The sequence below is a fragment of the Chryseobacterium indologenes genome, assembly GCF_018362995.1.
In the GTDB taxonomy this organism is placed as follows: domain Bacteria; phylum Bacteroidota; class Bacteroidia; order Flavobacteriales; family Weeksellaceae; genus Chryseobacterium; species Chryseobacterium indologenes_G.
Genome location: NZ_CP074372.1, coordinates 3,556,597 through 3,577,903 on the forward strand (window position 1 = coordinate 3,556,597; position 21,307 = coordinate 3,577,903).

Annotated in this window: 19 protein-coding genes; 8 read left to right on the plus strand and 11 right to left on the minus strand. The window is 37.0% G+C overall.

Annotated features, from left to right (window positions below):
- Positions 1-54: 54 nt before the first annotated feature.
- The 6 genes from DYR29_RS16160 to DYR29_RS16185 form a co-directional block, all read right to left on the minus strand.
- A complete protein-coding gene (locus DYR29_RS16160; RefSeq protein WP_249413519.1) occupies positions 55-1,332 on the minus strand; it encodes a DUF6080 domain-containing protein in 1,278 nt (425 codons plus the stop codon).
- A gap of 75 nt (positions 1,333-1,407) precedes the next feature.
- Positions 1,408-2,223, minus strand: a complete 816-nt coding sequence (locus tag DYR29_RS16165) for a T9SS type A sorting domain-containing protein (RefSeq protein WP_213277677.1) — start codon at positions 2,221-2,223, stop codon at positions 1,408-1,410.
- An 86-nt stretch (positions 2,224-2,309) separates the two neighbouring features.
- The gene (locus DYR29_RS16170) at positions 2,310-3,851 is read right to left on the minus strand and encodes a protein adenylyltransferase SelO (RefSeq protein ID WP_213277678.1); all 1,542 of its coding nucleotides are present in this window, start codon (positions 3,849-3,851) and stop codon (positions 2,310-2,312) included.
- Between the two features lie 75 nt (positions 3,852-3,926).
- Entirely contained in the window at positions 3,927-6,305 is a 2,379-nt protein-coding gene (locus tag DYR29_RS16175) for a transglycosylase domain-containing protein (protein ID WP_047422183.1), read from the minus strand.
- 6 nt (positions 6,306-6,311) lie between these two features.
- Positions 6,312-6,776 (minus strand): gliding motility lipoprotein GldH, encoded by a 465-nt coding sequence (locus tag DYR29_RS16180; protein WP_213277679.1) that lies wholly within the window; start codon positions 6,774-6,776, stop codon positions 6,312-6,314.
- The gene (locus tag DYR29_RS16185) at positions 6,769-8,163 is read right to left on the minus strand and encodes a PSP1 domain-containing protein (RefSeq protein ID WP_213277680.1); all 1,395 of its coding nucleotides are present in this window, start codon (positions 8,161-8,163) and stop codon (positions 6,769-6,771) included. Before DYR29_RS16185 ends, DYR29_RS16180 begins: the two co-directional genes overlap by 8 nt.
- Positions 8,164-8,600: 437 nt before the next feature.
- On the opposite strand from DYR29_RS16185, the gene DYR29_RS16190 reads away from it, so the two are divergent.
- The 5 genes from DYR29_RS16190 (at position 8,601) to DYR29_RS16210 (ending at position 14,600) form a co-directional block, all read left to right on the plus strand.
- Positions 8,601-9,839, plus strand: coding sequence for an OmpP1/FadL family transporter (locus DYR29_RS16190; protein ID WP_142717312.1), 1,239 nt, complete (start codon positions 8,601-8,603; stop codon positions 9,837-9,839).
- Between the two features lie 12 nt (positions 9,840-9,851).
- Entirely contained in the window at positions 9,852-11,414 is a 1,563-nt protein-coding gene (locus tag DYR29_RS16195) for a G-D-S-L family lipolytic protein (RefSeq protein WP_213277681.1), read from the plus strand.
- Positions 11,415-11,499: 85 nt separating this feature from the next.
- Complete coding sequence (locus DYR29_RS16200; RefSeq protein WP_047376208.1) at positions 11,500-12,438, plus strand: ribose-phosphate pyrophosphokinase; 939 nt, start codon at positions 11,500-11,502, stop codon at positions 12,436-12,438.
- A 55-nt stretch (positions 12,439-12,493) separates the two neighbouring features.
- Complete coding sequence (locus DYR29_RS16205) at positions 12,494-13,138, plus strand: 50S ribosomal protein L25/general stress protein Ctc (RefSeq protein WP_213277682.1); 645 nt, start codon at positions 12,494-12,496, stop codon at positions 13,136-13,138.
- A gap of 241 nt (positions 13,139-13,379) precedes the next feature.
- The gene (locus DYR29_RS16210) at positions 13,380-14,600 is read left to right on the plus strand and encodes an aminotransferase class V-fold PLP-dependent enzyme (RefSeq protein ID WP_047422189.1); all 1,221 of its coding nucleotides are present in this window, start codon (positions 13,380-13,382) and stop codon (positions 14,598-14,600) included.
- 52 nt (positions 14,601-14,652) lie between these two features.
- On the opposite strand, the gene DYR29_RS16215 is transcribed toward DYR29_RS16210, so the two are convergent.
- Positions 14,653-14,778, minus strand: a complete 126-nt coding sequence (locus tag DYR29_RS16215; protein WP_047422190.1) for a hypothetical protein — start codon at positions 14,776-14,778, stop codon at positions 14,653-14,655.
- A gap of 153 nt (positions 14,779-14,931) precedes the next feature.
- Here DYR29_RS16215 and DYR29_RS16220 point away from each other — a divergent pair, with 153 nt between their 5' ends.
- Together DYR29_RS16220 and DYR29_RS16225 are read left to right on the plus strand one after the other, a co-directional pair.
- Positions 14,932-15,318 (plus strand): hypothetical protein, encoded by a 387-nt coding sequence (locus tag DYR29_RS16220; RefSeq protein ID WP_213277683.1) that lies wholly within the window; start codon positions 14,932-14,934, stop codon positions 15,316-15,318.
- Between the two features lie 33 nt (positions 15,319-15,351).
- The gene (locus tag DYR29_RS16225) at positions 15,352-15,753 is read left to right on the plus strand and encodes a T9SS type A sorting domain-containing protein (RefSeq protein WP_213277684.1); all 402 of its coding nucleotides are present in this window, start codon (positions 15,352-15,354) and stop codon (positions 15,751-15,753) included.
- Positions 15,754-15,832: 79 nt separating this feature from the next.
- Here the strand turns inward: DYR29_RS16225 and hemE are convergent, their stop codons facing one another.
- Genes hemE through hemA form a run of 4 tightly spaced genes read right to left on the minus strand, consistent with a single transcriptional unit; the run spans position 15,833 to position 19,817 of the window.
- Entirely contained in the window at positions 15,833-16,864 is a 1,032-nt protein-coding gene (hemE, locus tag DYR29_RS16230) for a uroporphyrinogen decarboxylase (RefSeq protein ID WP_213277685.1), read from the minus strand.
- Between the two features lie 47 nt (positions 16,865-16,911).
- Positions 16,912-17,595 carry a uroporphyrinogen-III synthase gene (locus tag DYR29_RS16235; protein WP_213277686.1) on the minus strand — a complete coding sequence of 228 codons (684 nt, stop codon included), beginning with the start codon at positions 17,593-17,595 and terminating at the stop codon, positions 16,912-16,914.
- A 52-nt stretch (positions 17,596-17,647) separates the two neighbouring features.
- Entirely contained in the window at positions 17,648-18,556 is a 909-nt protein-coding gene (gene hemC, locus DYR29_RS16240; protein ID WP_213277687.1) for a hydroxymethylbilane synthase, read from the minus strand.
- The gene (gene hemA / locus DYR29_RS16245; protein WP_142717305.1) at positions 18,543-19,817 is read right to left on the minus strand and encodes a glutamyl-tRNA reductase; all 1,275 of its coding nucleotides are present in this window, start codon (positions 19,815-19,817) and stop codon (positions 18,543-18,545) included. Before hemA ends, hemC begins: the two co-directional genes overlap by 14 nt.
- Before the next feature lie 450 nt (positions 19,818-20,267).
- On the opposite strand from hemA, the gene DYR29_RS16250 reads away from it, so the two are divergent.
- A complete protein-coding gene (locus tag DYR29_RS16250) occupies positions 20,268-21,293 on the plus strand; it encodes a rod shape-determining protein (RefSeq protein ID WP_045491741.1) in 1,026 nt (341 codons plus the stop codon).
- Positions 21,294-21,307 lie beyond the last annotated feature (14 nt).

The following is a 21,307-nucleotide window of genomic DNA, read 5'->3' on the forward strand; positions in this document are numbered from 1 at the left end:
ATTGATTCCTTTCAACATAAAAACAAAAAAGCTGAGAAATTTTCTCAGCTTTTTTTATTGGTAATAAGTTTCCATAAACCAGAAGAACTCTGCCATCCGGAATAAATTGTTCGCAAGCAGATAAACAAATAGTAAAATCACAGTTAGTGTTAAAACCGACATTATTTTCGGTGACGATCTATAGGCATAAAAAAGCCACCCCAAAAGAAGCGGATAGACGAAAACAAAATGTCCTCCATAGATGGATGAAGTATGAAGTCCGAACCTCATCCCACAATGGATCACGATGTCAACGAAAAGAGAAATGGCAATAATCTGGACCCATTTGTTCTTAAAATTTTTAAAATAACTCCAAATGATTAGGGTTAATAATATGGCAACAAAAAAGTAAGGAAAGACAGATGAATAAAGATCCATATACAGTCCTTTAAAGTCGAAACCCTTCATATTGTGTTTATCCGAAATAATAAATCCCGGGAAAAGAATGTTGCCACCAAAAAAGAAAGAGAGTATCATATCCCAGGTCGGCATGGATTCTACATTAGAGAATTTTTCATATTGCTGGTTAGTCTTGGAAAAGATATTCTGATATTTAAAATCGATTCTGTTCAGATAGAGCAGCACAAAGCAGATAGAAGCAATGCTTATCCTAAGCACAGCATTTCCGAATTTTCTCCAATCCCTGAAAAGGTTTTTTTCAAAAAGAAGTGGAATGAAAACTTTTACAAAATTGGTAATAGTAAGCCCGCCAATGGTAATTCCTGCAAGCGAAAGAGCTATAGCAGGTGTTTTTTCTTCGTTTCTGAGTTTTATAGCTGCATAATAATTGTATAATGAGAGCAAAAACAGGGTGTAGGTGAAATTTTCCGGAGTAAAGGACAATATGATATTGGTTGAAAAAACTCCAAAAAATAAAATGATTAAAACACTTAACCATAACGGGAGGCAGATGATGTTCTTTAGATATTTGAAAACCTGAACAATGTTTAAGCTGATAATAATATTGCTGAGCCAAGCCAGTGTAAGCCTGAAGTTGGCATCCATTTTTCCGCCAGAAATGAATAATGAAAGCTCTCTTACCCAGTTGAAAAAATAATAGGATAGTGGGTGTCTTTCAAAACTTCCTCCTGTCATAAGGATAGATTTGTTATCAAAACTGAAATAAGCATCCCATGGAATTCTGTTGTCAAAAATAATTCTGTAATGAAGAGCAATATATGAACCTAAAATTCCATAGCAGATCATAAAAAAGAGAAAAACTGCCAGCTCGGTGTAAGTGGAAGGGAAAATCAGTTTAAAGAAATTGATGATTTTTGTTTTGATAAAAGACACGTGTCAAATTTTTTGCAAAAGTAAAATAAAAAAAACCACCAAAGCTGGTGGTTGTAAAAGTTTGTATAAACGTTGTTATTGTTTGATTACTTTTTCTGTTTTTGAAGTTCCATCAGAGAAGTCCACTTTTAATAGATAAACTCCTTTTGGAAGTGAAGAAATATCTAATCTTTCAGAAGTATTATTGAGTAGTGATTTTCCGCTCGCATCAATTACTGTGGCAGATTTGACTTTTTTATCTGTTTTGATATTAATTTCTCCTTTTGTTGGGTTAGGATAGATGTTAGTGATATCCTTTACTTTAGCCCCTGCTTCCTGCGTAGCTAGTGTTGCGCTTGATAGAACCTGTACATCATCTATTGAAAGGCTATCCGCATCATTGGCAACATAGTGGAATCTGAATTTAACATTTGCCTGTCCAGCATATGGTGTTAAGCTAACTGTAACAGCCAATGTTGCATAATCAACAAATACTCCATAGTCTTCTTCAACCCATACCTGAGTCCATGTAGTTCCTCCATCTGTGGAAACCTCTACTTTTAAATCTCCGTTAGGATTGGGATCAACCATGTATTCGTATCCTATTTTGGCATTAAACTTTAGCACTGGACTTGTTGTTCCTACTAAGCTGAAAGAAGGACTTGTTAAATGAGCGTCCTGTGCCTGAGCAATCCATCCGATACCCGCGGATTTTCCTCCTGTGATATTAAATGTTGCTTGTCCGGTTGCATTGAAGATTGTTGTAGTAAATCCCCAAGGTCTGGATGCTACATTTGTGCCTGTTGTCCATCCCGTAGGGGGAAATGTTGTACCTTGGAAAGTCTCTGAGAGAATTTGTGCATTCCCAAATATAAAAGAGACTAAAAACATGAATAGTAATTTTGTTTTCATTTGTTTTGGTTTTAAAGTTATTGGTAAATGTAATAAAAAAATGAAAATAATTACTCTTTTTTAGGTTATTTATGAATATTTATTATTTACGAACTACATGAAAGTGTGGAACATCCTGCAGTATCATCATAGCCAGATGGCCTTTTGACCGAGAACTCAGGATACAATTCCTGATAAGGAGATTCTAAAGCTTTAGTGAGTTTTTCCAGCATTTCTTTTTTACCGTTATTGATCTCTTCAATGCATTCGTAAAGAAGATAGTTTCTTAGGATGAATTTTGGATTTGCTTTTTTCATCATACCTAATGAAACCTCTCTTGATATAGAATTTAAACTTAATCTTGCTTCATAGCTCTTAATGAAGTTACTAAGTTTCGACAACATTTCTTCATTTAAAACAATGTAAGAAATCTCTTTGAAATGTTCTTTGATATCAGTTTCCGGAGTCATTTTTTCCAGTTGAGTGAAGAATAGGGTATAGTCGAGCTGAAGTTCCTGCATTAATCCCTGCCAATTGGTGAAAAAATCCTCATCTTCTTTTTGAAGCTGGCCAAACCCGAATTTTTCACAAAGCATCTTATCATGAGCTTTCCAGAAATAAGTTCCAAAGTTATTTAAGGTATCTTCTAAAAACTTTTCATCTTTAATTAGGGGATGAAGCGCATTAGCAAGCTGCCAAAGGTTCCATTGGGCAATCTGTCCCTGTTTTCCGAATGCATATCTTCTTCCCGGAAGGTCTGTGGTATTGGGGGTGAAATTCAAATCATATTCATCCATCATGGAGTAAGGTCCGTAATCAATAGTTAACCCCAGGACAGACATATTATCTGTGTTCATCACTCCATGTACAAATCCTACTCTGAACCATTCCACCATTAAGTCTGCGGTACGGGTACAGATGTTTTCAAAAAAATCTTTGTATTTCTGATTGTCTGATGATGTTATTTCCGGATAATAGTTTTCAATAGTAAAATCGGCAAGTTCCTGCAGGCTATTGTATTCTCTTTGAGCAGACATCAGTTCAAAATGTCCGAAGCGCAGGAAACTTTCAGCAGTTCTGATGACCACTGCACCTTTTTCAAGCTGAGGATTTCCACTGTACATAATATCGCGCATTACATCTTCGCCGGTAAAAGCCAGACTAAGTGCTCTTGTTGTAGGAACTCCTAAATGATACATCGCTTCACTCATCAGATATTCACGTACAGAAGATCTCAATACGGCCCTTCCGTCAGCATGTCTGGAATAGGGAGTTGCTCCGGCTCCTTTCCATTGGATTTCTGTCTTTTTTCCAGCCTCATTTGTGATTTCACCAGCAAGGATTGCTCTTCCGTCTCCGAGTTGACCTGCCCAGTTTCCAAACTGATGTCCTGCATACGCTGTAGCATAAGTTTGAACGTTTTCCGGGAGGTTATTTCCGACCAGAAAGTCCAGATCTTTATCTTCAAATTTTCCTAATCCTATTTCTTCGGACAAGACTTCATTAAAAGCAATCAATTCAGGTTGACCAAAACCGGCGGGTTTGGTAGTAGAAAATAAAACCTTTGGGGTATTTCTCTGCATGGGGTTGTTTGAAAAATCACCTGGGAAATTCTCGATGAAAGGTTGTCTGATGCGTTCGATATTCATACTTCAAAGGTATTAATTATAAAAGAAAAGACCTTCCAAATTATTGAAAGGTCTTGTGTATTTATAAAAGAGAATTTATTTATTGAAATCTACTTCATCATTGGAATGGAGATTTTCATTAATGTTGTCCTCTTTCTTTTCTGTTGGTTTTTTAGGCGTAGGATCTGCCGGTCTTGGATTTTTGATCTCATCGATCGTCTGAAGGCTTCCGTCATCTCCGTATCCTCCGCTTAATCCTTTAAGGTTTGAACAGCCGTCTTTCCAATCGGAAGGTTTAACGAACTTATCATCAGGAGTAACTCCTAAACTTTTATCTGCCCAAACTTTCTTCATGAAGATAGCCCAGATTGGCAATGCCATTTTTGCACCCTGACCTTCACCGGTTCCAAAGAAGTGAGTTGCTCTGTCTTCCCATCCAACCCATGCTCCGGTTGCTAATTTTGGAGTGATTCCCATAAACCATCCGTCGGAGTTGTTCTGAGTTGTTCCTGTTTTGGCAGCAATTTCTACTGCTTTTGAAATTCCTCTTCTTCCCAGCTCTCCGGAAGCGGTTCCGTACTGTGCAACACCTTTCATCAGTTCGATCATAGTGTAGGCGTACATTGGGTTCATGACCTCTTTTGGTTCTACATTTACTTCTTTGATTACTCTACCGTTGGCATCTTCAATTCTCCAGATCATTTCCGGTTTATTGTAGTTACCATAGTTGGCAAAAGTACTGTAGGCACCAAGCATTTCATAAATAGTAATATCTGATGAACCTAAAGCAATTGTATTGTTTCTCGGAATATCTTCTGTTACTCCAAGATCTCTTGCAGTCTGGATTACAGCATCTACTCCTGTCATTTCAATAAGTCTAGCAGCAACAGGGTTTTGAGAGTGTGCCAATGCGTCTTTCAAAGTAAGCATTCCTCCTCTTCCCGGCACATGCCATCCGTTATGATCATAAGTTCCGTTAGAAACCGCCGAACAAGGAGTCATTCCCAGTTTCATGATAGCGGTGGCATATACGAAAGGCTTGAAGGTGGATCCTACCTGTCTCTTACCTTGCTTGATATGGTCATATTGGAAGTGCTGCCAGTCAATACCTCCCACCCATGCTTTGATCTCTCCGGTTCCCGGAACCATAGACATCAGACCTGCCTGAGCAATTTGTTTATGGTATCTGATAGAATCCCAAGGAGACATTTCAACTTCTTCCTCTCCGTTCCATGTGAATCGTGAAGTTTTGATAGGTTTTTTGAATTCCATCATAATGGAGTCTTCTGGCATTCCGTCAGCTTTTAACAGCTTGTATCGGCCTGTTCTCTTCATAGCCTGAAGCATCACATCTTTGATCTGTTTATCATTAAGATAGTAGAAAGGTCTGTTTTTTCTTCCTCTTTGTTCTGCATCAAATCTCTTCTGAAGATCCGTTAAGTGTTCTTTGATTGCTTCTTCTGCATACTTCTGCATCTTAGAATCAAGAGTAACATATATTTTTAAACCGTCTTTGTAAAGGTTAAGTTTTTTACCGGTTTCTTTTTCATGAGATTCAAGATACTTATCAATCTCTTTTCTCAGATAGAATTTGTAATAAGCCGAATATCCGTCAGTAATACTTTTAATAGGGTGGAAGTCTACTTCAATAGGAGTATTGGCTGCTTTTTCGTAAGTGGCAGCATCAATATATCCGGTTTTCTGCATCTGATCCAATACTACATTCCTTCTTTCTTTTGCCTTTTCAGGGTATCTGTAAGGGTTGTTTTTTCTTGGGTTTTCAAGCATTGCTACAAATGTTGCAGCCTCAGGTAATGTAAGTTCCGAAGTCTTTTTGTTAAAATAAACTCGGGAAGCCATTTCAATACCGTTAGCATTGAAAAGGAAATCAAATTTATTGAAATAAAGAGTGACAATCTCTTCTTTGGTATATCTTTTTTCAAGGCTTACCGCTACTACCCATTCCTTTAATTTCTGAAAGGCTCTTTCAATTTTATTTTGAGAAGCATTTCCTGTGAAAAGAAGCTTTGCCAGCTGCTGGGTGATTGTAGAACCCCCACCACGGCCACCGCCATATGCCACCGCTCTGGCAATAGAATATAAGTCGATTCCTGAGTGTTCTTTGAAACGCTCATCTTCTTTAGCCTGAAGGGCATAGATAAGGTAAGGAGGAAGATCCTTATAAACGATAGGCTGTGTTTTTTCCTTTTCGAATTTACCCAGCATAACTCCATCTGAAGAAATGATTTCTGAAGCGACAAAGATGTCAGGGTTCTCAAGTTCTTTCACATCAGGCATTTCCCCAAGGAATCCCTGAGAAACTGCAAAGAAAAGTCCCGAAATTCCCAGAACTACCGCAACGAGCCCAATCCAAATAAATGAGACCCATTTTTTCCAGGAGGTATCTTTCTTTTTTTTAGGAGGCAGAGGAAATGTTTTCCCCTTATTTCCTGCATTTTTTTTGTTTTCTTCCATTTATGGTTACGGTTTAGCCGTTTCTATTTTTACCCCAATATCCTCAATTCCCGAAAGGTTGTCATTTCTCATTGCCTGAATCAGACCGATTTCATATTTTCCCTTTCCCGGAAACTGATAATTCAATTTATACTGAAACAAAGTTTCCTTTGTATCACCAAAGCCTGTACCAAGCCACTCTCCATTTGGTTTTGCCAGTACATAATTCAGGGTGTCAGTTTCCTTTTTCTTGTTCTGGAGATTGGTGAAGTTCACAATAAACCTTATATTGCTGTAAGGGTAGCTGTTATTGTTTCTTACGACAAATATAATATTTTTAGGATTCTGCGGATCTGAAATTTCAAGATTAAATTTTTGCTCATTTTTCTTATTCCATTTGTTATCAACGGAATTCATGATGACATCTCCTCCTGAGGAAGAGTTACAGCTAAAGAAAAGGATAAGGGAAAATAATCCTAAAATTTTATGCATTATTATCTTTTTTTGGAGGATACTTCTTTTTAAATTTCTTCTTGTTCGGATTGTTTTGAGGCTTCTTATCATCACCAGAGTTTCCTTCTGCTTTTTCCACAGGCGCTTTTTGCTGTGGATTTTGTTTCTGAGGTCTTGGTTGATTTCCAGATTGAGCATTAGGGTTTTCGGACTTTTCAGATCTTTCAGGTCTGTCTTGTCTCTCCGGTCTGTTTCTTTTTTGACCTTGTGGCTGTCCTTGTTGCCCCTGTTGATTGTTTGACTTATTCTGGTTGCTTCTGTTCCTGTTTCCTCTGTTTTTCTTCTCAAAACGATCTACACTGTTTTCCTGGATCAGATCAATATTTTGAGTAGAAGCTTCCGGTTGTTTCAGGTCTTCAAGAGGAAGTATTTTTTCTCCTCTTTTATTTTTTGAAATCAGTTTTTTAACAAGGTCGATATCAAAATCATACCATGCAATGGAACTGTCTACATAAGCAAACCACATTTTCTTTTTAAAGACATCAATTTTGATGCAAAATGCTTTTCCTTTCTCTGTTTCTAAAGTAGTTGAGGAAGAAGGGAAATTGCTTAATGCATCCAAATAACTGTCCAGCTCGTAGTTAAGGCAGCATTTCAGCTTACCACATTGTCCTGCAAGCTTTTGAGGGTTAATACTCAACTGCTGATATCTTGCGACATTGGTGTTTACAGATCTGAAATCCGTAAGCCATGTAGAGCAGCAAAGTTCACGTCCGCAAGATCCTATTCCGCCTACTTTTGCAGCTTCCTGTCTGAAACCGATCTGTTTCATATCGATCTTAGTACGGAATGCTCCGGCATAATCTTTAATTAACTGTCTGAAATCCACCCGGTTTTCAGCTGTGTAATAAAAGGTGATTTTTGAAGAGTCACCTTGGTATTCCACATCAGTAACTTTCATTTCAAGGCCTATTCTCTGAGCAATTTTTCTTGCTTCAAGCTTTACACCGTCTTCTTTTTTTCTTGCTTCCTGCCATACCTCAAGATCTTTTTGGTTGGCCTGTCTGTATATTTTGAGTGCCAATTCTTCAGAAAACTTTTTCTTTTTCATCTGAATCTTTACTAATTCTCCCGTAAGGCTTACAACGCCTACATCGTGTCCCGGACTTGATTCTACTGTAACTACGCTACCAATATGTAAAGGAATATTATTTACATTCTTATAAAACGATTTTCTGTCATTTTTAAACCTGACTTCTACAAAATCACACCTGTTAGGTGCAGGATTGTTGATGTCAGATAGCCAGTCAAAAACACTTAATTTATAACTATTCCCGCAGGTATTTACACTTTCACAGCCATTTGCGGTTTTTTTAGGGCCGCAAGAATGTGCAGAATCGCCGGATGTTTTACATCCACAACTCATATTACTATTATTTATAATCTGCAAATTTATGTATTTTTATCTTTATGCAATTCTAAAATACTTAAATAACCTGAATTCGGAGTAAAACATTGATGTATTTTAAGTAAGAATGCAAGCTAATGACTGAGATAAGCCTGTTATAAGGGAATAGTTGGAGAGGAAGATTTTTTAACTTTAACATTTATTATCATTTGTTTCCTTATTCCTAATTTTTGAAGAGGATAACTTAAAAGTTAAACGATTGTTTAAAGTTAAACAACCCAATACGACTTTTATAAAAATATCTTTAAACATTTAATAATGAAAATTTTATATTGTATTAATTTGAAGGTATTATTTTAAACATAGCTTTCTTTTAAGATATTGTTTAAAATATTAGCAAATATTAACAGACGTATTCAAAATAATTTTATATTTGGCTTATATAATAATAGTCTATGAAAAAAATATTAGTATCAACTGCTTTATTGGCGGGAGTTCTATCTTACGCAGGAGGCTTCAGAGTTTCCCTGCAAGGGGTAAAACAATTGGCAATGGCGCATACTAGTGCTCATGCCGAAGACGCGAGTGTGACATTCTTTAACCCTGCGGGTATGTCATTTATCCCTTCCAAACTGAGTGTAGTGGCAGGAGGGTTTGCTGCAAGTAACAAAGTTACTTTTCAAAATTTCAATACTTTACAAAGTACAGAAACAGATAACCCTGTAGGAACACCGTTCTACGCTGCGATTACTTATAGACCAATAGAAAAGCTAACAGTGGGTCTTAGTGTTACAACACCTTTTGGAAGTACAATTAAATGGCCAAATGACTGGGAAGGTAAAGAAATGGTTCAGAAACTGGAGCTGAAGAGTTTCTACTTCCAGCCAATGGTTTCTGTGAAACTTGCTCCATGGGTATCTTTTGGTGCTAGTTATATCTACGCAAAAGGAGTTGTAGATTGGGATAAAGCTGTAACACAATTTGGAGGACAGGTAAATATCAACGATAAAAAAGCAAGTGGCCATGGATATGGTTTCGGTTTCTATTTCAGACCTGATCCGAAATTAGATGTAAGTATTGCCTATCGTTCAGCAATTGATATGAAAGCTAAAAAAGGGACCGCTACATTCCAGTTCCCGTCTCAGTCTATTTATACACAGTTGAAGCTGAATGCAGCAGGACAGGATGGCTTCTCAGCAGTTCTTCCATTAGTGGAAGAATATACCATCGGTTTAACCTATAAAGTGACACCGAAATGGCAGGTTTCAGCAGACTTTAACTATCATGGATGGGAAAGATACAGCAAGCTTACTTTAGATTTCGAGAATGCTCCTATTGGGAATAACCCAACAGATCCAACGATTCTTACCAATCCTAAGAACTTCAAAAATTCCAAAACATTCAGATTGGGAACTCAATATGCATTCACCAATATGATCTACGGACGTTTAGGAGCTTATTATGATGAAGCACCTTATACAACTGACAACTTTATTCCGGAAACACCTTCATATGACACATATGTGGTAACAGGAGGGATAGGTATTAAGCTGAAACAATTCGGAGTTGATATTGCAGGAGGATATGCAATGCCTCAATACAGAAATGTAAATAACGCTAATCTAGGTTTCTACGGACAATCAAAAGCAACAGCGTTTTACTTAGGACTAGGTTTATCGTATAATCCTTTTTAATTTTAGAAGACTATGAAAAAAATTATAATATCGACAATTGCAGTTTCTGCACTTCTTTTTACAGTAACAAGCTGTAATACGGATTTCGATACGGATGTAAAAGATATCCAGGTAACAAAAGGAGACGCAGACTTTACAAAATATATTTCTTTAGGAAACTCTCTTACTTCAGGATATCGTGATGGTGCTCTTTACAGCAGCGGCCAAAATGAATCTTACCCAAGTATGATTGCTGCACAGATGAAACTTGCAGGTGGAGGAGATTTTAAACAACCTTTAATACCTAATGATATAGGAGGATTCAACAATCTTCCCGGATTCTCTGGAAAATTGACTCTTCAGGTTGTTAACGGATCTTTAGCGCCTGTGCCAAGCGGACCAGCAGCGGCACTAGATGTGTTATCTGGAGGAGGTACTTATAATAATATGGGTGTACCTGGTGCAAAGTCATTTCATTTAGTAGCTCCAGGTTATGGTAGTCAGGCGGGGCTTCTAACAGGAACTGCTAATCCTTATTTTGTGAGATTTGCCTCTTCTGCTACAACAAGTGTGCTGGCTGATGCCATGGCTCAGAAAGCTACCTTCTTCTCTCTTTGGATAGGAAATAATGATGTATTGTCATATGCTACCAATGGAGGTACAAACTCTCAAACTGTAGGAGGTGTTACAACTTATACGGCTGCTACGGTTCAAACGGGAAATACAAACCCTACAACTTATAAATCAAATGATATTTCAGATCCTGCACTTGTGGCTGGATCTATCAAGGCTGTTTTAGACGGACTTAAAAGTGTGGGAACAACAAAAGGTGTTATTGCCAATATCCCTTCTGTTACTTCAGTTCCTTTCTTTACTACAGTTCCTTATAACCCTTTGACACCTGCTCTTTTAGGTTCAAACTTAACAACTCTTAATACAAGTTTGTATGGTCCTTTAAAGCAGGCTCTTACTGCTTTTGGAGCTGGGGATAGAATTAACTTACTTTCCGCAACGGGTCCAAACCCTGTATTAATTAAAGATGTTGCCTTGACAGATCTTTCAGCTCAGCTTACAGCGGCACTTACACCTTCTTTAGGATTACCTACAGCAACGGCTTTTGGTCAGATCTTCGGGCAGGCAAGACAAGCAACGGCAGATGATTATATCTTGCTTACTACAAGTTCTGTGATTGGAAGTACTGCAGCAGGAGTTCCTGCTCCGGTAAACATTTATGGAATTTCTTATCCGTTACAAAACCAACATGTACTGACGAAAACAGAAGCTGGCTATGTGAAAACAGCTACAACAGCATATAATGCTTCTATAAAAGGACTTGCTGATTCTTATGGATTAGCTTTTGTAGATGCCGGTGCTAAGATGCTGGAACTAAACGCGCAATCTGGTATTTCATATGACGGTGTGAAATATACTGCGAAATTTGTTACAGGAGGAGCTTTCTCTCTGGATGGAGTTCACCTTACAGGACGTGGATATGGTATTGTTGCTAATGAGTTTATCAAGTCTATCAATGCTAAATACAAGTCTACACTTCCGCAGGTAGATCCAAACAAATATTCAGGAGTTAAATTCCCTTAATAATTGATAAAATAAAAACTTAGAAACCACAGGAGTAAATCTTGTGGTTTTTTTTTAAATTTGCAAAATCTTTTAAAAAGTAAAAATGGCCGATCAGTTAAGTTATCTATTTTGTACAAGAACCAGCAGGGACTTGGCAGAGAAAATTGCCCAGAATTATGGGAAAGAATTAGGGAAAATCAACTTTCAGGAGTTCAGCGACGGGGAATTTGAGCCTGTTTTGGACGAATCTGTAAGAGGAGGAAGAGTTTTCCTGATTGGATCTACATTCCCTCCTGCAGACAATCTTTTGGAGCTTCTTCTAATGATTGATGCAGCGAAAAGAGCTTCTGCAAAGAGCATTACCGTTGTAATTCCTTACTTCGGACTTGCCAGACAGGACAGAAAAGACAAACCAAGAGCGCCGATCGGTGCGAAGTTAGTTGCAAACCTTCTTACAGCAGCAGGGGCAACAAGAGTGATGACAATGGATCTTCACGCAGATCAGATCCAGGGATTCTTCGAAATTCCGGTAGATCATTTATATGCTTCAAGTATTTTCGTAGATTACATCAGATCTTTAAATCTTGATAGCCTTACCATTGCTTCTCCGGATATGGGAGGTGCGAAAAGAGCTAAAAACTATGCAGGTCACTTAGGTGCTGAAGTAGTAATTGCTTATAAGGAAAGAAAAAAAGCGAATGTTGTAGAAGAAATGTTCCTTATTGGTGATGTTACAGGTAAAAACGTAATCCTTATTGATGATATGATTGATACTGCAGGGACACTTTGCAAAGCAGCAGATATCTTAATTGAAAAGGGAGCAAAAACAGTAAGAGCTATGGCAACTCACGGAGTGCTTTCAGGAAAGGCTTACGAGAATATTGAGAACTCAAAATTGTTGGAAGTTATTGTAACTGACTCAATTCCTGTTAAAAATAATTTGTCATCTAAAATAAAAGTGCTATCTTGCGCCCCGTTATTTGCAGATGTTATGACTATGGTTCATGAGCACAAATCAATTAGCAGCAAGTTTGTTATTTAATTGATTTTAAGCGTATTGCAAATTAAATAAGAATAATTTTTTAAATTTATTATAAATGAAATCTATTACAATTCAAGGTACAAAAAGAGAAAACGTGGGCAAAAAGTCTACAAAAGCTTTACGTGATGCTGAATTAGTTCCTTGTGTTGTTTATGGAGGTGAAGCACCTTTAAACTTCTCTGCTGAAGAGAAAGCTTTTAAAGGATTAGTATACACTCCTGAAGCACACACGGTATCTATTGAGGTTGACGGAAAAACAATTCCAGCTGTTCTTCAGGACATTCAGTTTCACCCAATCACTGACAAGATTCTTCACATTGACTTCTATCAACTATCTGACGATAAGCCAGTAGTAATGGAAGTTCCTGTAAGAATTACTGGACGTTCAAAAGGTGTTGTAGCTGGTGGTGTTTTACGTCAGTCTTTCAGAAAACTAAAAGTAAAAGCTATTCCTGCTAACTTGCCAGATGAGATCGTTGTAGATGTTACTCCATTAAGAATTGGCAACAAACTTTACATCGGTGGTATCAAAACAGAAGGATATTCTTTCATGCACCCGGACAATGCAGTAGTAGTTGCTGTTAAGATGTCTAGAAATGCAATGAAAGGAGGTGCAGCAGCAATGGATGATGAGGATGAAGAAGAAGTTGCAACTGAAGAAGGTGCAGCTCCTGAAGCAGCTGAAACTGCAGCAGAATAAGAATTGCTTATTTAAACAATATAAGACCCGTCATTTTTTGACGGGTTTTTTTGTGTAATGGCTAAAGACAAAAAGAATTTGCTCTTTTGTGTATAATCTCATCAGCTTTTTTCGCTATGCGCTATCGAATATTTCTATCAACTGATAACTATCAGCTCTCAGCCCCATGCTTTCTTTCAGAAAAAAAGCCGTAAATTTGAAGAGTTCTAAATAAGGACGTCTTAATTTAAAAAATAAATAAATGTTTGACATTCAGGAAATAAGAAGCCAGTTTTCTATATTGGACAGAGAAGTGAATGGTAAACCATTGGTTTACCTGGATAATGCAGCTACATCTCAAAAGCCAAATTCGGTTTTGGAAGTCTGTCACGCATATTATACAGAACTTAATGCCAATGTTCACAGAGGAATTCATACCCTAAGCCAGCTGGCTACGGAAGAAATGGAGCTTTCAAGAAGAAAGATTCAGAAATTCATCAATGCTGAACATGATTTTGAAGTGATTTTTACAAAAGGGACAACAGAAGGGTTGAACCTGATCGCTTATATTTTAACACAGAAACTGCAGAAAGATGATGAGATCATTATTTCATATCTGGAGCATCATTCTAATATTGTTCCATGGCAGATGCTTTGTGAAAGAACAGGAGCAAAACTTCGTGTAATTCCAATTGATGAAAACGGAATTCTTCAGATGGATCATTTTGATCAGTTTTTAAGCGAAAAAACAAAGGTTGTTTCTGTAAATCAGGTTTCCAATGCTTTGGGAATTGTAAATCCTATTGAAGAAATTATAGCAAAAACAAGAAAGAATACAGACGCTTATATTGTGATTGACGGTGCCCAGTCTGCTCCGCACTTCAATATTGATGTGCAGAAGCTGGATTGTGATTTCTTTGTGTTTTCAGGTCATAAAATGTATGCACCCATGGGAACAGGTATTCTGTATGGAAAACGTGAAATATTAGAAGCTTTACCGCCATTTCATGGAGGAGGAGAGATGATTGCGACATGTTCTTTTGAAGGAACTACTTATGCAGGTCTTCCATTTAAATATGAAGCAGGAACACCCAATGTAGGAGGAAATATTGCCTTAGGAGCTGCTGTTGATTTTATGAACAAGATAGGTCATGCCAATATTCAGAATCATGAGAATGCTTTATTGGAATATGCCCAGAAGCAGCTTTTGGAAATAGAAGGAATTAAAATCTATGGAGAAAAAGCAAAGAGAACAGGTGTTGTTTCCTTTAATCTTGAAGGTGTGGGAATAGCATCTGATGTAGGAATGATCCTGGATAAAATGGGAATTGCCGTAAGAACAGGACATCACTGTACACAACCGATCATGAACTTCTTTAATATTGCAGGAACGGTAAGAGCCAGTTTCGCTGTTTATAATACTTTTGAGGAAATTGATATTCTGGTAGAAGGAGTTAAGAAAGCACAACGAATGTTGAGCTAATTAATTCTTTATTATATAAATTAAAAAGCAGCTGTTGAGCTGCTTTTTTTTATTATTCCCATGGAACGCAGTAACATCGGCCGTCAATAATGACCTGATAATATCCAATGGCACATTCAAGGCAGATTTCTCCACCTGCCATGATGCTTTTCATCTTGTCTTTGTTTAGTTTTTTCATTTGATGTGATTTAAAGGTTAGATTTAAAGATATAAATAATTAGGAATAGGATCGTGATTTTTATATCATTTTTATAACATATTGATTTTCATATTTAATTATGATTTGTAATATATTATTTCTTAATTTTATATAAACATCAAATATTTTATTATGAAAAAATTATTTATCTTCTTTTTATCCATTTGTGGAATATGTGATGCACAAGTTTTTTCTGAAAACTTCAACGGTAATGCTTTGCCGACCGGATGGACGGTAGAAAATCCCGATACAGCTTTTAATTGGAATGTGGGTGCGCAAAATGGTTTTGCTGGTTTTCCTAGCGGAGCTGCTTTTTTTGATGATGACGATGCAGGGCCAACCGGAGTTAATACGAATGCGAGATTGATTTCTCCTGTAATTAACCTTACAGGAGTTGTAAACCCAAAGCTGTCGTTTAATTATGCCAATATGATTTATAATCTTGATTCTACTCTAAAAGTTGAAGTTTTCAATGGAACTTCCTGGACCCAGGTTTTTACCTTTTCAGGTGAAGCGTGAGTATGGGATCTTGATTTTAATACCTTTTCATACGTGGTAACGAGTTATGCTGCTGCAGCAAATGTAGACTTGACACCCTATGTAAATCTGGCTTTTAAGCTAAGATTTGTGTATGACGATGCCGGTGACTATTCTTACGGTGTTGTAGTAGATAATGTGATGATTACAAGCGGGGTTTTGGCTGTCTCAGAAGCTTTACATTCTGATCATATAATGGTATATCCAAATCCTGTAAGAGATAATATTCATATTAAACTGGGATCTCAGAATAAGCTTGAAAAAGTCAGCGTTATTGATATGTCCGGAAAGCTTGTGAAAACTTTTGATAAAGAATCGGATTCATATGATGTATCTGATATTCCCAAAGGAGCTTATATCATAATAATTACAAATAATAACCGGGAAGTGATTAAGAAGAAAATAATAAAGAAATAAGACTTATCAATAAACTATTAAAACAAAAAAACCTTATAGAATATCCTATAAGGTTTTTATATTTTCAAAAGAAATAAACTTATATATTCGGTTTCCAGTCAACGACTGCTCTGATGAATGCCTCAGCATTTTCTACAGGAACATTAGGTAAAATTCCGTGACCTAGATTGGCAATATATCTGTCTTTTCCGAAACGGTTGATCATCTCATTCACCATTTTCTTGATCGTCTCAGGAGTGGAGTGAAGTCTTGCAGGATCAAAGTTACCCTGTAACGTCATCGTGTGATTGGTCAGTGTTCTGGCAAATTCCGGCTTAATAGTCCAGTCTACTCCTAGAGCAGAAGCTTTAGACATCGTCATGTCTTCCAATGCGAACCAACATCCTTTTCCAAATACCACCACATGAGTAAGCGGGCTTAATGCTTCAACAATCTGGTTGATGTACTGCCATGAGAATTCCTGATAATCTGTAGGAGAAAGCATTCCTCCCCAAGAATCAAAAACCTGTACTGCGGAAACTCCTTTTTCTACTTTTCTCTTTAAATAGGCAATTGTAGTATCAGTAATTTTTTGCAGTAATAAATGAGCTGCTTCAGGCTGCTGGAAACAGAAAGACTTTGCAATATCAAATGCCTTGCTTCCTTTCCCTTCCACACAATAACAAAGGATTGTCCATGGAGAACCTGCAAAACCGATCAATGGAATGTCATTGTCCAGTTTCTGTAGTGTAAGCTCAATAGCATCAAAAACGTAGCCTAAAGTATCATTCACATCCGGAGTTTCAATATTCTGAACCTGCTCCATTGTTCTGATAGGAGTATCTAACCATGGTCCAACAGATTCTTTCATTTTGAAATCAATTCCCATTGCCTGCGGAACTACCAGGATATCAGAAAACAGAATCGCTGCGTCCAAAGGAAATCTGCGAATAGGCTGTAGAGTAATCTCAGCCGCAAGTTCAGGAGTCTGACATCTTGTAAAGAAATCATACTGATCTCTTAAAGCAATGAATTCCGGCAGATATCTTCCAGCCTGCCTCATCATCCAGACAGGAGGTCTTTCAACGGTTTCTCCGCGAAGTGCTTTTAAATATAGGTCGTTTTTTATCATAATCTATTTAAACTAATAGTACCGGAAATATTTCGGTAACAAATATTCTAAATTCTACTTCTGAGTTCTCTTCTTATCAGTTCAAAGATCGAAATCAGTGTATTTTCTTCAGAAGTAAAAATTTCTTCCTGGGTGTAATTTCTCAACTCACCGGAAGTGGTTTCGCCAATTGAAAACAGCTTCATGCCTTCCAGAGAATTTCGCTTTGCAAAACTACGAACTCCGCTCGGACTAAAAAATACCGCAGCATGATATTTTTCATTTATTAAAGGATGAGTTTCCTCAGTATTGTATATCGTAACTTTTTTGTACTTAATGTTTTGTAAAGGAAGCTCTTTGTCCAGGACATTGATGGCAAGGTTACCACAGAAATGAAGAAACTGTTCATGCTGACATTTTCCGATAATAAATCTGGACAGTGTCTCAGCATTTTTCAAAACCTTAAATGTTCCGAAGCCATGTTTTCTTAATTCTCTCTTCGTTTTTTCGCCAACACAATAGATCTTGTTGTAATTCCTGGCTGTAAAATCCTCATTAGGCTTAAACTTGTTTTTAAAAAATGAAATGACTCCATTAACACTTGTGAAAATCAATGAGTAATTTTTCAGATCAAAAGGACTGATCATAATGGGTTTGGTCTTAATTACCTCAACACAGTCAGCCAGCATATCCTCTCCTAATTCTTTGGATATTATGCTTTGGTCTATATTTTTGGTAAATAAGATTTTCATGTCTGTACAATTAAGAAGATGAAAAAAGGAGCTGAAGAAGCGGAATCTGGAATTAAATCTGGCTTTTGATTTCTGCCATTAATTCTTTTCCTCCGTTTTCAAGAACGACTTTTGCAAACTTTTCTCCAAAATTTTCTGTTGGAGTATATACAAAGTTTTCATCCACGGCAATGCAGTTTTTCCCATCCAAAGAGCAAAGTGCAGCCTTGAAGCGGATCTGATCCCCGATGATTTCAGCAAAAGCTCCGATAGGGGCAGTACAGCCTCCTTCCAAAGTGCTTAAGAAGTTTCTTTCAATCTCTACGCAGATCTGGGTAGGATTGTGGTTGATCTGACGTACAATCTCGTTGATTTCAGGTTTGTCTGTATGTCCTGCAACGGAAATTACGCCTTGTGATGGAGCAGAAATCATTAACGGAAGCATCTCGTAATCAATTTCCATTTTCATTCTTTTGATTCCGGCCAGAGATAAAATGGTCGCATCAAAGTTTCCGTCTTCCAGTTTTTGAAGCCTGGTTTGAATATTTCCGCGGATATCCGAAAAATCAGTAGTCGGATAATTTCTCAGCCAGAAGGCTCTTCTTCTCAAACTGCTGGTTGCCAGTTTAAGCTCATGGAATTCTTTATTCCTTGCAGATTCTTTTCTGATCAGAATATCCTGAGGATAATCTCTTTCCAGATAAGCGATCATTTCAATATTTTTAGGCAACTGAGTAGGAACATCTTTTAAAGAATGTACGGCAATATCAATTTCGTCATTCAATAAGGCAATATCAAGGTCTCTTGTGAAGACCCCGGTGATTCCTAAAGAATATAAAGGTTGATTAAGATTCTTATCGCCAGAAGAAACGATAGGAACAATCTCCGTTAAATAATTGTTGTTCTGAAGGTGCCTTGCAACCTCTCTAGCCTGCCAAAGTGCAAGTGCGGAATTTCTCGTTCCGATTCTAATGCTTTTCATTGAATTCGTTGTTTGGTTGTTCAACTAATATTTCGTGCATTAATTTACTAATTTCTTCGGCTTTCAAAGGATTGTCAATGATGTATTTTGCAAAACGGTTGGTAATTTTCTGGATCATTTTGTCAGAAAGTTCCATGTCCGTGATGTTTATGTATTTATTCTTTTTGTAAAAATTATGCATTTCATTGCGTTCCATGTTCTTTAAAACAGCTTTGAAATGGTGGATATTCGGTGCTAACTTTCTCTTTTTCTCCCATTCAATAAAGTCTTTCATCAGTTCCTTGATGATTTTTTCAGCTTTCGGGATTTCTCTTTCACGCTGTTGAATCGTTTCCTGGATTTGTTTTGAAAGCTCATCCACATCAATCAATGTTACGTTTTTATTTTCAGTAACATTCTTTTCAACGTTATGAGGAATAGAAAGGTCAATAACCAGCGTTTCTTTTCCGTTCGGGAAATGAGACTGGTTGACAATAGGATGTTTAGCTCCTGTTGCCACAATAAGAATATCAGTATTTTTTAATTCCTGGTCAAAATCAGAATAATCAACGTGAGGAATATTATATTTCTGGGAAATCTTTTCAGCTTTCTCCTGAGTTCTGTTTGCAATTTTAATTTTTGGCTGATAGACATGCTTTACCAGGTTTTCAACGGTATTCTGTCCTATCTCACCTACACCCAAAAGAAGGATGTTCTTTTCAGCAATCCTTTTCTGGCTGTTTAAAATATAATGAACCGCGGCATAAGAAACAGAAGCTGCACCGTTGGAAATTCCGGTTTCATTTTTTATTCTTTTCGAAATCTGAATAGCTGCATTGATGGCTCTTTCAAGATAAGGATTAGAATTCTGTCTTTCTTTTTTGAAACGGCTGTATGCTTTTTTGATCTGTCCAATAATTTCAAAGTCTCCGATAATCTGACTTTCAAGACCGGCAGCAACTCTGAAAAGATGAATCAGAGCCTCTTCCTTGGTCAAAATATTGGCAAACTGAAGGAAATCCGTAAGATGTACTCCAATGGTTTTGCAATATTCTTCAGCCACTAAAAGGTAATTGGGAGAAGTAGTATAAATTTCGGTCCTGTTACAGGTAGAAACCACAAATGCATCCCCAAGATCTTCCTGGTGGACCCTGGAAACAAAGTTTTTGATGTTTTCATCAAAAAATGCAAACTTTCCTCTCGTTTCTACGTCGGCCTTCTCGTAGCTTATAGAAAGCACGGCAAAATTAGACGTTCGATGAATGTTGGAATACTGTAACATAAGCAGTCGCAAATTTACGCTTTTTTTAATTAATCACTCTCAGATAGTGTATATGATAATTATCGTAAAAAACTATAAGGCGGTAAAAAATTAAAGAGCAGGGAAAAAAAATGAACCTACCTCTATTAGGCATATTTCTTTAAATTTTACTATTGATTATTTTTGTTTGTTAGTTTTTTTAAGAAACCTCTAAAATTTAAATATACTGCAGGGTTGGTTAGAAGCCCGTTTAATTGTTGTATGCCGGCTTTTTACCTGTCAATGATTTCGCTTTTTCGTACTTTTAAGAACCCATTAATTTTAGTTTAACTCAAAGTCTGTAAACCTCTAAATTGAAAGTTAATAAAGAATTATAAATTTTAATAAAATTTTAACCAAATTAAGTTGGTGGGAAATTTCTTTACTAGTCTTAAATTTATATCTTTGTAATCTTAAAATCAGAAGAAAAATATGAGTTTATTTGATATGTTTACGCAAGAAATTGCGATAGACCTGGGAACGGCTAATACCCTTATTATCCATAATAATAAAATTGTTATAGATCAACCGTCAATTGTTGCAATTGAACGTTCTACGGGTAAACCCATTGCTGTAGGAGAACAGGCTAAGCATATGCAAGGTAAAACTCACGAAGATATCAAGACTATCCGTCCTTTGAAAGATGGTGTTATTGCTGATTTCCACGCTTCTGAACACATGATCAAGGAGTTTATCAAAAAAATTCCTGGAATCAAAGGTAAATTCATACAGCCGGCATTACGTATTGTAATCTGTATCCCTTCTGGTATTACTGAAGTTGAAAAAAGAGCGGTAAGAGACTCTGCTCAGAAAGTAAACGCAAAAGAAGTAAGATTGATCTATGAACCAATGGCAGCTGCAATTGGAGTAGGAATAGACGTACAGAAGCCTGAAGGAAATATGATCATCGACATAGGTGGTGGTACTACGGAAATTGCTGTAGTTGCTTTAGGAGGTATCGTATGTGATAAATCTGTGAAGATTGCCGGAGACGTATTTACCAATGATATTGCTTATTACTTAAGAACTCACCATAACCTTTATATCGGAGAAAGAACTGCTGAAAGAATCAAAATTGAAGTAGGTTCTGCAGTAGAAGATCTTGATGTAGACATCGAGGATATTCCGGTACAAGGTAGAGACCTTATTACAGGGAAGCCTAAAGAAATTATGGTTGGATATAAAGAGATTGCACGTGCATTAGACAAATCCATCATCAGAATCGAAGATGCTGTAATGGAAACTCTTTCTCTTACACCACCGGAACTGGCTGCTGATATTTACAAAACAGGTATTTATCTTGCCGGAGGAGGAGCGTTATTAAGAGGTCTTGCGGACAGAATTCACAAAAAGACAGGTCTTCCTGTGTTTGTTGCGGAAGATCCGTTGAGAGCTGTAGTTCGCGGAACAGGTATTGCCCTTAAGAATATGGATAAGTTCAATTTCTTAATTAAATAATTTTAACTTTTTAC

Excerpts from the sequence above, each read along its gene's own strand:
- DYR29_RS16165 (WP_213277677.1), bottom strand. The coding sequence starts at position 2,223 with ATGAAAACAAAATTACTATTCATGTTTTTAGTCTCTTTTATATTTGGG.
- DYR29_RS16170 (WP_213277678.1), bottom strand. The coding sequence starts at position 3,851 with ATGAATATCGAACGCATCAGACAACCTTTCATCGAGAATTTCCCAGGT.
- DYR29_RS16175 (WP_047422183.1), bottom strand. The coding sequence starts at position 6,305 with ATGGAAGAAAACAAAAAAAATGCAGGAAATAAGGGGAAAACATTTCCT.
- DYR29_RS16180 (WP_213277679.1), bottom strand. The coding sequence starts at position 6,776 with ATGCATAAAATTTTAGGATTATTTTCCCTTATCCTTTTCTTTAGCTGT.
- DYR29_RS16185 (WP_213277680.1), bottom strand. The coding sequence starts at position 8,163 with ATGAGTTGTGGATGTAAAACATCCGGCGATTCTGCACATTCTTGCGGC.
- DYR29_RS16190 (WP_142717312.1), top strand. The coding sequence starts at position 8,601 with ATGAAAAAAATATTAGTATCAACTGCTTTATTGGCGGGAGTTCTATCT.
- DYR29_RS16195 (WP_213277681.1), top strand. The coding sequence starts at position 9,852 with ATGAAAAAAATTATAATATCGACAATTGCAGTTTCTGCACTTCTTTTT.
- DYR29_RS16200 (WP_047376208.1), top strand. The coding sequence starts at position 11,500 with ATGGCCGATCAGTTAAGTTATCTATTTTGTACAAGAACCAGCAGGGAC.
- DYR29_RS16205 (WP_213277682.1), top strand. The coding sequence starts at position 12,494 with ATGAAATCTATTACAATTCAAGGTACAAAAAGAGAAAACGTGGGCAAA.
- DYR29_RS16210 (WP_047422189.1), top strand. The coding sequence starts at position 13,380 with ATGTTTGACATTCAGGAAATAAGAAGCCAGTTTTCTATATTGGACAGA.
- DYR29_RS16215 (WP_047422190.1), bottom strand. The coding sequence starts at position 14,778 with ATGAAAAAACTAAACAAAGACAAGATGAAAAGCATCATGGCAGGTGGA.
- DYR29_RS16220 (WP_213277683.1), top strand. The coding sequence starts at position 14,932 with ATGAAAAAATTATTTATCTTCTTTTTATCCATTTGTGGAATATGTGAT.
- hemE (WP_213277685.1), bottom strand. The coding sequence starts at position 16,864 with ATGATAAAAAACGACCTATATTTAAAAGCACTTCGCGGAGAAACCGTT.
- DYR29_RS16235 (WP_213277686.1), bottom strand. The coding sequence starts at position 17,595 with ATGAAAATCTTATTTACCAAAAATATAGACCAAAGCATAATATCCAAA.
- hemC (WP_213277687.1), bottom strand. The coding sequence starts at position 18,556 with ATGAAAAGCATTAGAATCGGAACGAGAAATTCCGCACTTGCACTTTGG.
- hemA (WP_142717305.1), bottom strand. The coding sequence starts at position 19,817 with ATGTTACAGTATTCCAACATTCATCGAACGTCTAATTTTGCCGTGCTT.
- DYR29_RS16250 (WP_045491741.1), top strand. The coding sequence starts at position 20,268 with ATGAGTTTATTTGATATGTTTACGCAAGAAATTGCGATAGACCTGGGA.